This window comes from Spirosoma oryzicola, from assembly GCF_021233055.1.
Taxonomy (GTDB): domain Bacteria; phylum Bacteroidota; class Bacteroidia; order Cytophagales; family Spirosomataceae; genus Spirosoma; species Spirosoma oryzicola.
In genome coordinates this window covers 51,439-64,596 of record NZ_CP089540.1, presented here as the reverse complement: position 1 = coordinate 64,596, position 13,158 = coordinate 51,439, and the positions used below count along the sequence as shown (strand labels likewise).

8 protein-coding genes are annotated in these 13,158 nt (G+C 47.7%); 2 read left to right on the top strand and 6 right to left on the bottom strand.

The window, feature by feature from the left end:
- Positions 1-7 precede the first annotated feature (7 nt).
- Complete coding sequence (locus tag LQ777_RS25615; RefSeq protein WP_341871386.1) at positions 8-970, top strand: phosphatase PAP2 family protein; 963 nt, start codon at positions 8-10, stop codon at positions 968-970.
- Positions 971-1,014: 44 nt separating this feature from the next.
- A complete protein-coding gene (locus tag LQ777_RS25610) occupies positions 1,015-1,671 on the top strand; it encodes an START domain-containing protein (RefSeq protein WP_232563287.1) in 657 nt (218 codons plus the stop codon).
- Positions 1,672-2,146: 475 nt separating this feature from the next.
- Here the strand turns inward: LQ777_RS25610 and LQ777_RS25605 are convergent, their stop codons facing one another.
- The 6 genes from LQ777_RS25605 to LQ777_RS25580 form a co-directional block, all read right to left on the bottom strand.
- Positions 2,147-3,565, bottom strand: a complete 1,419-nt coding sequence (locus tag LQ777_RS25605) for a glucoamylase family protein (protein ID WP_425276965.1) — start codon at positions 3,563-3,565, stop codon at positions 2,147-2,149.
- A gap of 102 nt (positions 3,566-3,667) precedes the next feature.
- Positions 3,668-5,167: a RagB/SusD family nutrient uptake outer membrane protein gene (locus tag LQ777_RS25600; RefSeq protein WP_232563285.1), complete on the bottom strand. Its 1,500-nt coding sequence runs from the start codon at positions 5,165-5,167 to the stop codon at positions 3,668-3,670.
- A gap of 13 nt (positions 5,168-5,180) precedes the next feature.
- Positions 5,181-8,201: a SusC/RagA family TonB-linked outer membrane protein gene (locus LQ777_RS25595; RefSeq protein ID WP_232563284.1), complete on the bottom strand. Its 3,021-nt coding sequence runs from the start codon at positions 8,199-8,201 to the stop codon at positions 5,181-5,183.
- Between the two features lie 335 nt (positions 8,202-8,536).
- Positions 8,537-9,421, bottom strand: a complete 885-nt coding sequence (locus tag LQ777_RS25590; RefSeq protein WP_232563283.1) for a ParB N-terminal domain-containing protein — start codon at positions 9,419-9,421, stop codon at positions 8,537-8,539.
- A 1-nt stretch (position 9,422) separates the two neighbouring features.
- A complete protein-coding gene (locus LQ777_RS25585; protein WP_232563282.1) occupies positions 9,423-10,367 on the bottom strand; it encodes a ParA family protein in 945 nt (314 codons plus the stop codon).
- Positions 10,368-10,525: 158 nt separating this feature from the next.
- Positions 10,526-11,908, bottom strand: coding sequence for a replication initiation protein (locus tag LQ777_RS25580; RefSeq protein WP_232563281.1), 1,383 nt, complete (start codon positions 11,906-11,908; stop codon positions 10,526-10,528).
- Positions 11,909-13,158: the final 1,250 nt, after the last annotated feature.

The following is a 13,158-nucleotide window of genomic DNA, read 5'->3' as shown; positions in this document are numbered from 1 at the left end:
AAATCGTATGGGAATGCGATTTGCCTATTTTATGCCCCAATCGTCAAGCACGTCTCCTTTTTGGTCTCTTAAAGGTTCTTTGGTTTTAACAGCAATATCCGTTGTCTATCTGGTCGTCTCTTATTTGCTGGTCGGATTCAACTCCGACCAGCTTGCTTTGACAGGCTTAGTCAACGGACTGTATTACGGCTCTGTCATCAGTCGAAAGTTCCTCATCGCTTTTTCCATCTTTGCGGTATACTGGATCATTTTCGATTACATGAAAGCGTTTCCAAACTACCTGTACAACTCCGTTCACATTGAATCGCTTTACCAGCTGGAAAGAAATCTATTTGGTATCACGCAAGGCCAGGTACTGTTAACCCCCAATGAATTCTGGCTTGTTCATCGAACAGCGTTTCTGGATGTGCTGACCGGGTTATTTTACCTGACCTGGGTTCCCGTACCGATGATGTTTGCCGCTTACCTCTTTTTCAAAGACCAATCAACTTACTATTCCTTTGCGTTTACTTTCTTGCTGGTCAACCTGATCGGGTTTGTTATCTACTATGCGTATCCAGCCGCTCCCCCCTGGTATATTCACGAGCATGGGTTTAACTTTTATCCCCATACTCCCGGCAACACGGCTGGCTTAGCTAACTTCGACCGCTACTTTGGTGTCTCTGTTTTTCATTCTATCTACGCCAAGAGCTCCAACGTTTTTGCCGCTATGCCATCGTTACACTCGTCTTATCCGGTGATTGTGGTTTACCATAGCGTGCGGAAAAAGATGGGGTTGATCAATGTTTTTTTCATCGTCGTTATGCTGGGCGTATGGTTCTCGGCGGTATACAGTAGTCACCATTACGTATTAGATGTACTGGCCGGACTTACGTGCGCATTAACCGGAATTGGCCTTTTCGGGTTGTTACAGCAAACAAGCTGGCTAAAATCTCTGATCGGGCGCATGCGGTCTCTGACTGCATTCTAACCCATTCTATGCTTGATGCCTCTTCCCATTTCGTTGACAAAATAATGAGCCGATTTTTGTTTTTGCTGTGGTTTTTACTTTGCTGGTTTAGCTCGTCTTCATTGACTGTACAGGCACAACCAACCGGCGATTGGCATCTGGAGAAAGATAAAGACCAGATACAGGTTTACTCTCGTCACGTAGCAGGAAGCCGACTGACGGAGCTAAAAGTAGAGTGTACACTGCCAGGTACGCAAAGCCAACTGGTCGCACTGCTATCCGACATCGCTAACTACAAAAAAACTATTTACAAGACCAAGTCAGCGTATCTGGTTCGTCGGACGAGCGAAACACAGTTAACCTATCATATAGTCAACGAGCTGCCCTGGCCCGTCGAAGACCGGGATTTGACGATACAAATGACGTTCGTGCAGGACCCAGCTTCTAAACTGCTCCATATCCGGGCGGTCGGGGTGCCGAATGTTGTCCCCGTTCAGACGGGTATTGTTCGGGTTGCTGATTGGTTAGCGGTCTGGCAGGTGCGTTCGGTTGGCAAGCGAAACCTTCAGGTTACGTATACCTGTCGGGTAGATCCGGGTGGCTCCATACCAGCGTGGTTAGACAACCTGGCCGCAGCGACGAGTGCCTATCGTTCGTTTGTGCTGATCAGAGAGAGTTTGCCGCAATACCAGGGAAAAACATTTACTTTCTTACGCGATTAGGCTGTGCTTTTTATTAAAATTGGAGCAAAGTGACACGCTGTCACTTTGCTCCAATTTTGCATTTATCGGGTGACAATGACTTAAGCCGACTTGTCATTTGCCTATAGTTTTTTCCGGCAGGATAACATCGATTTCGAGATCATGATTACCAGCAATAGCCAATAATCCATTGACGAATAGATACTGGTTGTGGTTCTATCAGCTCATAGCAGTATATCCCTTGCGGTGGTGTCGGTTTCTTAAAACCGACACCAGTTGCTGACGCCAAGCGTCGGTTTTGAGAACCGCGCGGGCGGCCCCGCCGACATCACTAAATCTGGCACTCTCGGCTTGATTGGCATTTCAAATTATAGAACCTGATATCATAACAAACTCCTCATTTACGAACACCGGGGAGCAAAGTGACACGCTGTCACTTTGCTCCCCGATCCTGTTTTACACCCTAATGAACAACTACGCTAACTGTACGAATTTATTAGTTGGCTACCCATCCTCCCGTAAACCCAGCCTTCACGAGTCCACGTTTGATATGGGGGTTTTTCTGCATCAGTTTCCAGATAAAACCCGTTCGTAGATTTTCAGCCATCAGTAAAATTGGTCCTTGGTCAATGCCTAGGTAATCAATATCAAACCAGCCGTTTTGGGTTGAACCATTGGCCACGCGGGCAGGATACCGGTACGTAGGGTTGAAAGCATCCCGAAACCCGTAGGTACCATAAAGCTTGGCTCCGTATTTTGTTTTCATGGCTCGTAAGGCCGGGACGCAGATTTCGGGTGCAAAAGCCATCGATCCACCAGCCGCTGTAGGCGCAATCGTCCCGTCATCAACGATCTGTGTACTCGCTGCCCCACGCGCCCGGTAGGAAAAGAATTGTTTCCCATTTACCAGTGTATCGCTGGGTCCATCGCAAGCGGTGAGTCCCCAAATGGTTGAGTTGTAGTCCTGCCATTTAGCCGGGTTTGCCATACAATAAGCTCGGTTCGCGTAGGTTGCCCGCCGTGAATTCTCGAAGTAATCGATACCTTTTCCGCGCATGTATTCATCTTTGATACCACGAAAATCAATCCATACGTGCGAGTATTGGTGGCCAAATAGAGGGTCAAAGTTTAGGTGTGTCTGGTCGTAAAAGGTGGCCCATGGGTAGGTCTTTGTCCAGGTAGTCCAGGCATCCGTACCGACAGGATGCGTCGGCGAACCCAGTGCCAACACGTAAAGCAACATGCCTTCGTTGTATCCCGCCCAGTCGTTTTTGATAAAGCCAGTTTCAGGATGCCAACCCATTGAAACCAGCGGCTTGGCACCGTTATGATTTTGAAACCACGTCCAGTCAGCACGTCCGTAGATCGTATCCGCGAGTTGCCGGATCTCGGTTTCAGTGGCGTTGTTCTGATCAAAATAGCTTTGCGCACTCAGTATGCCGCCTAGTAACAGGGCCGTATCGATGGTCGAAAGCTCGACCTGCTTAAAGCGTTCGCCGGTTTTCATATCCAGAAAATGGTAGAAAAATCCTTTGTATCCCGCAATGCCCGATGCTTTCTCCGACTGAGGTGCATTGGCGAAGAAACGTAAGGTTTTAAGCGTTCGCTCGGCAGCCTGCGCCCGCGTAATATAGCCACGCTCAACCCCGACCAGATACGATGTCAGGCCAAATCCTACAGCGGCAATGCTGGCAAACGAATTTGAGGGGGCGCGGTCAGGGACGAGTCCATTGTCAGCGTTACTCGTTTCCCAGAAATAGCGGAAAGTATCGCGTTGCAAACTATCCAGAAACTGAACGTCAGAACTAGAAAGAGAAAACGCCGTTGGAGCAGAGGCAATGGGTTGGGGTTTCGGTTGGCAGCAAACCATAGTTAAGCCACCACATGATAAAAGAAGAATGAATAGTAGTCTCATAACTTTCAGAATAAAAGATCGGCTTCGGCACCAGCGGCAAAGCGTTTTATTGCCCACTACCGGTACAGAAGCCGACTAAAATTAGATTCGATTATCGAATGCCTAGTACCCTGGATTCTGTGTTAGCTGCCCACCACTTAACTGAATTTGAGGCTGTGGAATTGGGAATAACTCGTGTTTACCGGTCACGAAGTTTTTGCCAAGCGCCTGAAAAACGGCGGCTGCCCGTCCCTGACGAACCAGATCAAAATACCGGTCGTGTTCAAAGGCCATTTCAACCCGACGTTCGCGCCAGATAGCCTGCCGTAGATCGGTTTGGGCGGTAGTCGTAACGTTGGCAAGAACACCCGAAACACCGCCCCGCGCCCGTGCCCGAACCAGGTTGAGCGACGTTAACGCTTTGGTTGGCTGTCCCAACTCGTTGGCCGCTTCAGCATTCATCAGCAGTACTTCACCGTAGCGCAGCACCCGAATATTTTTGCTGGTTTCCCACGTATTGCCGTTGTTCGTTTCGCGGGTAAAGCTGACGTACGCCTTCATGTTATAGTACGGATTTTCAGCGTTCGCACTAACGACCCGACCATCCCACAAGGTCATACCCCGTCGGATAATCGTTCCGTCTATGCGCGTATCACCCGTTTCGTACGCTTTAACCAGATCTTCGGAAGGCGTATTGAAACCCCAACCCCAACCATTCTCCCCACGTGCTCCCTGCGATTCAAAGTAACCCTGAACTCCTTTATTGGGCGTCACACCCCGGCCTTGAATTTCAAAAATCGACTCTACTCCGTTCTCAGACGATTCGCGCCAGAGTTCTCCGTAGTTAGGCATAAGCGAGTATTGGCCCGATGCAATGATCTCATCGGTCAACTGGAGAACCACGTTCCATTTTTTCTCGTACATCGACACTTTAGCCAGCAACGCTTTGGCCGCCCCTTTCGTCGCCCGGCCCAAATCAGCCGAATTATATTGTGACTTCTCCGGCAAATTGGCAACGGCTTTTGTCAGATCCGATTCGATTTGGGCGTATACCTGTGCCGATGTGGCCCGGACCCGACCGTTCTGAATATCCGTCTGATTAGTAGGGTCAGCTACTTTCGTAATCAGCGGTACACCACCAAACGAACGGACCAGGTTGAAATAGCAGTACGCGCGTAAGAAGCTGGCTTCGCCGATCAGCCGGTTTTTTAGCGTATCGTTAATGCTTAGCGCTGGTAGATTGTCCAGGGCCTGGTTAGCCCTGGCGATGGCTTCGTAATGGCCACCCCACAACTCGTTGAATGAAAGACTCGACGACGTAAACGTAAAGTTATCCAACTGGTCTTTATCCGTTCCGGTATCCCCTGGCGAACTGCCTTTATCAGCATCATCTGAGATAATACTGGTTACGCCATTCCAGGAAAAAGAATGGAAATTCCAGTCGAGCATTTTGGAATAAATCGCGTTGACCAAGCTGGTAGCTGCGTCGGCATTGCTCGAAAAGAAATCAGTTGGCGTTTGCTGTCCCTGTGGCGGCACATCCAAAAATGTTTTGGAACAACCACCAGCGACCATGAGTCCGCCAAAACAAGCGTAGGTTGCAATTTTCTGTAAGGTTTTCATATTCGTTGTTTACTTAAAAGCCAATGTTCAGACCAGCCAGATACGCCGATGTTACGGGATACGTACTCAATTCGATACCAGCATTCAGCGGATTGCTTCCGGGCAATTCGGGTGTATATCCCGAGAACGCTTTGATCGTCAACGCATTCTGCGCCGTTACGTAAAATCGAACCCGGCTTACTTTAAGCGATGACACTACGGATTTGGGCAGCGTGTAGCCCAGCGTAATGTTATTGATCCGGAAGAAAGAACCCGACTCTACGTAATAGGTTGACGAGATGGGTACCGCGTTGCTGGCCCGTGGCTCGGTATTGCTGGGGTTGGTCGATGTCCATCGGTCGGCCCGCGACGCTTCGATATTTTCGTTACCAAATCGCTGCGCTTTTTTACCGTTGTACACTTTGTTGCCAAAATTAGCGTACCAATCCGTCGAGAAATCGAAGCTGCGATAGGTAAAGCCGCCGTTCACGCCAAAGTACAGTTTAGGCTGATACGATCCGACAAAAATCCGGTCGTTGTCGTCAATGACACCATCGCCATTCTGATCCACATAGCGGAAATCACCCGGTTTGGTTCCTTCTATTTTCGCGCTTGTGTTGTTAACGTCTTCCTGCGTCTGGAAAATGCCATTTGTTTGCCACACCCAGAAACTTCCGACTGGCTGGCCGACTGCTGTGCGGGTTGTGTACTGTCCGTTACCGATTCCACCCTCGTTGATCGGCAAGCCGCCCTGTACATCTTCGAGCCGGTTGCGGTTAATGGTTACGTTAGCGCCTATGTTATACTGAAATCCTTTGGTCGAGTTGTTACGCCAGTTCAAAGCAAACTCAAACCCCCGGTTGCGGACGCTGGCTGCGTTGGTCAGATAAGCCCCATCGACATCCCCAAAAATAGCGTCGATGGGTCGTTGAAATAAAGCGTCGCTGGTCCGTTTGTTGTAATAAGCAAACTCCCCGGTAAGCCGGTTATTAGCCAAGGCAAACTCTAAACCGATATCCGTACCCGTGGTAACCTCCCAGCGTAAATTAGGGTCAATCAAGTTGGTGATGGTGCGTCCCTGTTGCAGCGTTTGATTGGGTCCCAATGGATAATCCAGCCCGCTGGCAATCGTGTACAGGAAGGCACTCGGATCGATCCGGTCGTTACCGGTTTTACCCCAGCTCACCCGCGCTTTTAACTGGTCGAAAGGCGTTTTTCCCCGCAGGAATGGTTCTTCACTCAGTACCCAACCCGCACCAATGGACGGGAAGAATCCCCAGCGATTGTTAGTCGGAAACTTACTTGATCCGTCGTAACGAGCGGTAGCCGTAAACAGGTAGCGATCCGAATAATTGTAGTTAACCCGACCGATATACGACTGGCGCGTTTGAATACTGCCCGTTTCGCTGTTGGTTGCCGATGATGCGCTACCCGTGTTCAGGTAAAAGTAATTCGATTGGGGTGGCACATCCTGCCGGCCAGCGACCAGAACATTGTCCTGAAAACGCTCGGCCACGTACCCGGCTAATACTTTCACCGTGTGGCGTTCCGCAAAGGTGTTGCTGTATTCAGCCGTATTGGTCCACAGCCAGCGCGTGTTGTTAACCCGCCCGGTCGATAATTGGCTTGTCAGGTTTCGCTGGTTGGCCGATACCTGATAAACAGGATTGTAATTGTACGAGCGACTCGTGTTAGTCTCAATCCCGAAGTTGGAGAGCAACGTGATCTTTTTCAGAATTGTCAGGTTTCCATAGAAAGAGCCTTGCAGCCGGAGTCCCCGCGCTTTGTAGTTCGTGTAATCCAGTTGCGCTACCGGATTGGCTACGTTGTTGCGTGGTGTATAGCCGTACGAACCATCGCTGTTCCGAACAGGCACCAGCGGAGCCTGCTTATAGGCATTCGTGAAGGCCGCGTAAACCGTTTGGTTCGATTCGGGCAGAGCAGCATCAGAATTGCTCGACAGGTTTGAATTGTCGTTGGCAAGACTCAGGTTATGACCTAATTTAAACACCGGCGTCAGCGTGTATTCGTTGTTCAGACGAAGGGTAAGCCGGTTATAATCCGTGCCGTTCAGAATCCCTTTTTCGGTGAAATAACCGGCACTGAACAGATAGGTCGTTTTCTCGGTACCACCACTCACCGACAAGGCGTGATTCTGCTGAAAACCGGTGCGGGTAATCGCCTTGAACCAGTCCGTGTTATTCGTCGTAGCGGTAGCCGGGTCGAACGGTAGCGTCGCACTGGCATCATCGTACCGAACAGCTTCATTGTTGTATTGAGCAAACAGTTGTGAGTCAGCCATTTTAACGCGGTAGGCTGGGGTACGAATACCTATATACGCATCATAGGAAACCGTTGGCGCACCTGTTTTTCCACGCTTGGTCGTGATCAGGACAACACCGTTAGCAGCTCGAACCCCATAGATGGCCGTCGCCGAAGCATCCTTGAGCACATCAACCGATGTAATGTCCGAGGTATTGATGTTGCGGATATCTTCGGTAATGATCCCATCTACCACATACAGTGGATCGGCCCCGCCCAGCAGCGTACCTGTTCCGCGAATACGAACGGTTGGTGCCTGTCCTGGTGCACCCGAATTGATAATTTGAACGCCGGACATTTTGCTTTGCAGCGCCTGCGTGGCTGATAATACCGGCTGGCGAACCAGTTCTTCCCCTTTGATCTGGGCAACTGATCCCGTTACGTCAATCTTGCGTTGCGTACCATAACCCACAACGACCACCTCTTCCAACGCTCTGGCGTCATCAGCTAACTCAACGTTTATCATGGTCTGATTGCCGACCGGAACTTCCTGACTGGTCATGCCGATCATACTAAATTGCAGCACTGCTCCGCTGGAGACACTGATCTGATAATTTCCATTTGCATCGGTAGCAGTACCCGTAGTTGTGCCCTTTATCAGGACGTTGACACCGGGCAACGCACCCTTGTCCGCTTTGTTGACGACCTTCCCGGTAACCTGCTGATTTTGCGCCTGCGTATTGCTACAGACCGCTAGCCAGATCACGGTTAAAAAGTAACCGAATGTTCTCATAAGTGAGCGAAAATTTAAATTGGGCGACAAAAATAAGGAATCTTTTGGTAATACTATTTCTACTTAAATCGATACTATTTTAACTCGCCGTAGCTCAAAGTGTTAGCTAAAGAAAATTTATTTACCCGCCGGAAACTGATAATTGAAATTGCCAAAACGAATGACGAACGACCTTCGAGAACAAAGTCGAGAGGAAGAGACGGAGATGTCTTATGTATAAACAAAAATAGGCCTTGAATTACAGGCCTATGAAAGCAATTGATTCGGAAATAGCTGGTTGCTACTTCGAGATAAAAGACTGTCAAAAGAATTTTTTCGAGCAAAGTGACACGCTGTCACTTTGCTCGAAGTAGTGCCCGCAACTCGTCTGTTTTTGCGATTAGTTGGGCGCAGGTCTGGACATTAAGCTTCCCGGTGGCTAGTTCCCGAATGGTTGTCTCAAGCGATAGTATTTGACTTTTTTTCGACGTTACTTCACCTGCCTTCGACAGCTTTTCGCCTGGCACGTTCGGCGCTGATACGCCATTGATCAAGTCATCGGCGTCCTGGACAGACTCCGTTATTTCCGTTTTTGCAATGGCGTTGATCGACGCTTTTGCCAGTTTCTTTTTCCCAGACAAAACGTCCTGCTTCAAACCGGGAGCCAGTTTTTCCAGACCGGCAGCAAAATCAGCATCGCGCTTGATGGTTCGGCTACTTACGCCATATTCTTTCCCAAGTGTAGCCGCTACATCGCCCTGCGCATTTTCGGCAGCTCTGTTCCCGCCCCGCATCGATTTCTGTTGCAGATAGCGTAATCCACGCAGGTAGGATGTTTGCTCAGCGGTCAGGTTTCGCCGGCCCAGCTGGTAATCGATCATGTAATCCTTGACCTCATCCAGCGTCGAAAACCGAACGAGATTAATTCGGTAATCGAGTTTGTACTGCTGGCATATGCTGTAGCGGTTATGCCCGTCAATGAGAACAAAAAGCGGAGACGTGTCCGTATCAACCTGAGCAGCGGCAGGTGTTGTCTCCCACACGGTAAGCGGATCTTTTACACCATGTTTAAGAATATTCTGCTGAAGCTGGTCGTATTCGTCATTGGCTAAAGGCGGTATCAGATCGCGCAGTTTGTCGAGAACCAGGATCTGATTCTTTATATTTTCTTCGGTAGATAGGAGAGATGGTCGCAACGTTGACGTCTTCTCTTTCATCGAACTCATGAAGTCTTTTTTCATATCAGATCGTCATTACTTCGGTAGCCAACTGGTGGTACTGCTGCCAGGAAGGAGACTTGGCAGAATATGTGTACAAATCTTCCTTGGCAACCTGCGATTGTTTGATAACCGTCGATACTTCGATGATCGAATCGTAAATGTGGAAGTTTTGGAAAGTATCCCGAATGTGAGCCATCATACTTTTGTGGACGCTCTGATTCTTGTGCACCATCGTAAAGACAATGCCTTTTACCGTCAACGTTGGATTGATGTAGGTCCGTACTTCGGCAATTCGGTTGAACAAGCTTTCAACACCGTGGTACGCGCTGGCTTCCGGCTGGATGGGCACAACACAGTAGTTGGAAGCAACCAGTGAACAAGTCGTACAGATACCCAGGCTTGGCGGACAATCGATAAGAATATAATCAAACTTATCCCGCGCTTCTTCCAGTTTGAGCGACAAGCGACGATCGGCACCGATGGAATTGGCAAGCTCCGACTCCCGATAAGCCATGCGTATATCGGAAGGCGTCAGAAACAAATTCTCGGTGATTTCGATCATGGGTAGGGGAGACCCTCCCAATAAAGCGTCGATCACCTGCTCGTCTGGAACGTGAATGCCGAAACACTGCGAAAGATTGCCCTGCGAATCCATGTCCACCAACAACACGCGATTTCCTAACAAGCTCAGCGCTTTTCCAACATTGATCGTCGTTGTCGTTTTACCAACGCCCCCTTTGTGGTTGACGATTGAAATTACTTTTGCTTTATCGAACAACGCTTCGGAATAGCCGTATTTACGAACAGCTTCATCTAAGGCAGGAAGGTGCTTGGCAGGAATATCTTTCTGGTCAGAAAGTGCTTTGTGCAGCGTTTTTGATGGTATACCAGCTTCTTTCTCGATCTGAGACAGATTAAGCGCTGGTTTGGCGCGTAGGAACCGGATTAGCTTCTCCTGAGTGATCATCGTACCCTGGATAAATATTTATCTTTTCCAAAGGTATAAAGAACTTCTTTTATCCAAAATAATTCTGGCGATTTATGTTACTTTCTCGTTAGTAAGCGAATCTCTTGACAGGCATTTTAGGGTAGCTGGTAGAAGAATTATATCTAAACGACAAACGATTAGTTAATATCCGTAAAAACATCGGCTTTGAGCCGCTCTATAGCTTGGAAGAGAGGACCGTACATAGCCGGATTCCTAATGTTCTCGAGCAGACTTAGCTTTTCCTTGTAGAACTTGCCGAACAAACCCGACTGCATGTGTTCAGCAACGGTTTCATGCCACTCAGGATGATCACTTAACACCTGAATGGCCGCCTGGTATTTCTTCTCTGTCAAGGCTTCGAGTCGCGCATTTTCAAGGGCTTGTTGCTCCTTCTGAACATTCGACTGTACGTCAGTCGGGCGATTTGTTTTGGTGACAGGAGGGACCGGCTCATCAAACGATAAGGGTATCGACATGCTCACCATCCGTTGTAAATAACCGCCCACATTCTTGATGGTAGCCCCCTGTTTAAGTTGCTTTAGCGTATAATCGATTGCGGTACGCACTTGATCCTCCGACGACTGGTGCAGCCAGGTACGTACGGCTTCGCGACCAACATACTGAGCAACGAGCGGGTGAAGCTCATCTACCAACGAGTCAGTCGCTGGGTCATCGATTTCAACAACCGCCTTATTACTTTTTTTACTACTTGTAGCTACGGGTGTGCTTACGCTGGCCGTAATGCCTTCACCATCGGGCAAAACAAGCGGTAGTTCCTGTGAAGACATGTGAAACACGACCGCCACAACCTTCCGGTTGCTACGCTCTTCCTCCATTTTATCGACCCGGATGTTGGTTGTCGTACTCAAGTCTGTGCAGGCTCTGACTAAAACCTTTTGCTTGAAATTGCCATACAGCGGGTAATCTTTATCACCGATTTCGAAAACTTCCCGCAGACGCTCTACCGTGTAGCGAACCGATGTTTTTTTAAGGTTCATCTGGTGACGCAGCATCATGTAGAGCCGAATAGAATACTGACTTTGTACCCGCGCTAAATTCCGTACATCAAATTCCAGGTATTCGGTTCGTAGTTGCAGCAGAAACGGCTTTAATTCGGGGTGAAACGTAACGCGAATAGACTCCATTTTAGCATCGCCAATCTGTGAGCTGGCGCTTGTCAGAAATGGAATAACGGTTCGGTAACGATTGCCATCTTCCTTGGTGTGGTAGATAACCATTGTTTTGTTGACCAACCGCTCGGCTGCTTCCTTTATCGTTTCGTAGCTACGTCCATCCCGACTCAAGCTAAATAACCGGATAATGTCAGCTACTCGTAGTTCGTATTCGCAGAAGGTAACATCGTCCGGGCTGATCATCGTCAGCATGGTAAAAAAAACTCTGAACTCAACTACGTCCATTCGGTACGTAGCTTCCACAATTCCGTTACGACCCGCTTTCATGCGAGCAATCGTTCGTTCACCGATATCAGCGCGCTTCCGAACCTTCGTTTCTTTTGCCATACTATTGCAGCCAACAGGGGTGAACTTACAAAAACAAGATCGCATAACAAAAACTTGCGCGTTAACTCTATTAACGCCACAGAAACCCGAACAGTGGTTCATTACGTGATACAGGTTATAGTTGCGTGATTTGAGTTATAGTTCAACCTGTGCGTTCAGGCTAAAACAATTAGATCAGTACATAATTCAGGCTAATTTTCCGTAAACACGGTCGGGTATGTGTAGGAATGCCAACTTTTTGAGGATTATCGGCATTGTTAGCGCGACTTATTATAGTTATCCACACCGTACGTGTTATAGGTTATAGTAGTACGTGTTATAGGTTATACATACGTGATATAGGTTATAGTTAAACGTGATACAGGTTATAGTTAAACGTGATATAGGTTATAGTTAAACGTGATATAGGTTATAGTTAAACGTGATATAGGTTATAGTTAAACGTGATATAGGTTATAGTTCAGCTTGTAAATTACTGATTCATAAGATGTTATGAGGGTCTAAAAAGAAACTATTTTAAAACTTTATAAAAAGAAACACACAACAGCATTTTGTTGTGTGTTTTTCTTCTTTTTCTTCTTAAAAACCAAGCGATAAACAGCCTAGATAAGAAGCAGTGCGCATAAAAAAGAAACTCTCCGCGGATACGTGATATAGGTTATAGTTAGACGTGATATGAGTTATAGTTGGACAGTTTTGCTAGAACAGGTTGCTGAATCTCAACGATCTACTCTGACACATAGTCAGCGTATAGAAATGATTCAATCAGAATGTTGGCTGGTTATAAGTCAAACTACTAATGATAAAAGAGTGTACGGACCATTTTTTAAACAGCGGTATCGAAAAGTACGGACGACTAGGTGACGGTTTTATACGAACCGTTTTTCGAAAAGTCTACATTGATCAATAAACTGGGTCAATGTAGACTTTTCGAAAAACGGTTCATAATTAAAAAGAGATTATAATCTGGTGCGTACAGAGTTTAGAAAATTTACTTAATTAACTGGCTTTGTTGAAACTAGGAATGGAGCTATTGCAGAGATCACGTACCCGCCGGACTGTTAGCTCATTACAGCGTAACAGTTGATGGATAGGATGGGTTGACTATGGTGCTTTCAAATCATCGAAAGACGCTTGTGTAAGGTCGTTCAGTAACACAAAGAACCTTTCAGTGATCTGAGTTATAACTTAGGTGACATAGACAGTAAGCAACTGTTGCATTTAGCGGAAAACGAATACGGCCTGTTAGG

Coding starts and splice junctions, on each gene's coding strand:
- LQ777_RS25590 (WP_232563283.1), bottom strand. CDS start 9,421: ATGAAAAAAGACTTCATGAGTTCGATGAAAGAGAAGACGTCAACGTTG.
- LQ777_RS25585 (WP_232563282.1), bottom strand. CDS start 10,367: ATGATCACTCAGGAGAAGCTAATCCGGTTCCTACGCGCCAAACCAGCG.
- LQ777_RS25605 (WP_425276965.1), bottom strand. CDS start 3,565: ATGAGACTACTATTCATTCTTCTTTTATCATGTGGTGGCTTAACTATG.
- LQ777_RS25610 (WP_232563287.1), top strand. CDS start 1,015: ATGAGCCGATTTTTGTTTTTGCTGTGGTTTTTACTTTGCTGGTTTAGC.
- LQ777_RS25615 (WP_341871386.1), top strand. CDS start 8: ATGGGAATGCGATTTGCCTATTTTATGCCCCAATCGTCAAGCACGTCT.
- LQ777_RS25595 (WP_232563284.1), bottom strand. CDS start 8,201: ATGAGAACATTCGGTTACTTTTTAACCGTGATCTGGCTAGCGGTCTGT.
- LQ777_RS25600 (WP_232563285.1), bottom strand. CDS start 5,167: ATGAAAACCTTACAGAAAATTGCAACCTACGCTTGTTTTGGCGGACTC.
- LQ777_RS25580 (WP_232563281.1), bottom strand. CDS start 11,908: ATGGCAAAAGAAACGAAGGTTCGGAAGCGCGCTGATATCGGTGAACGA.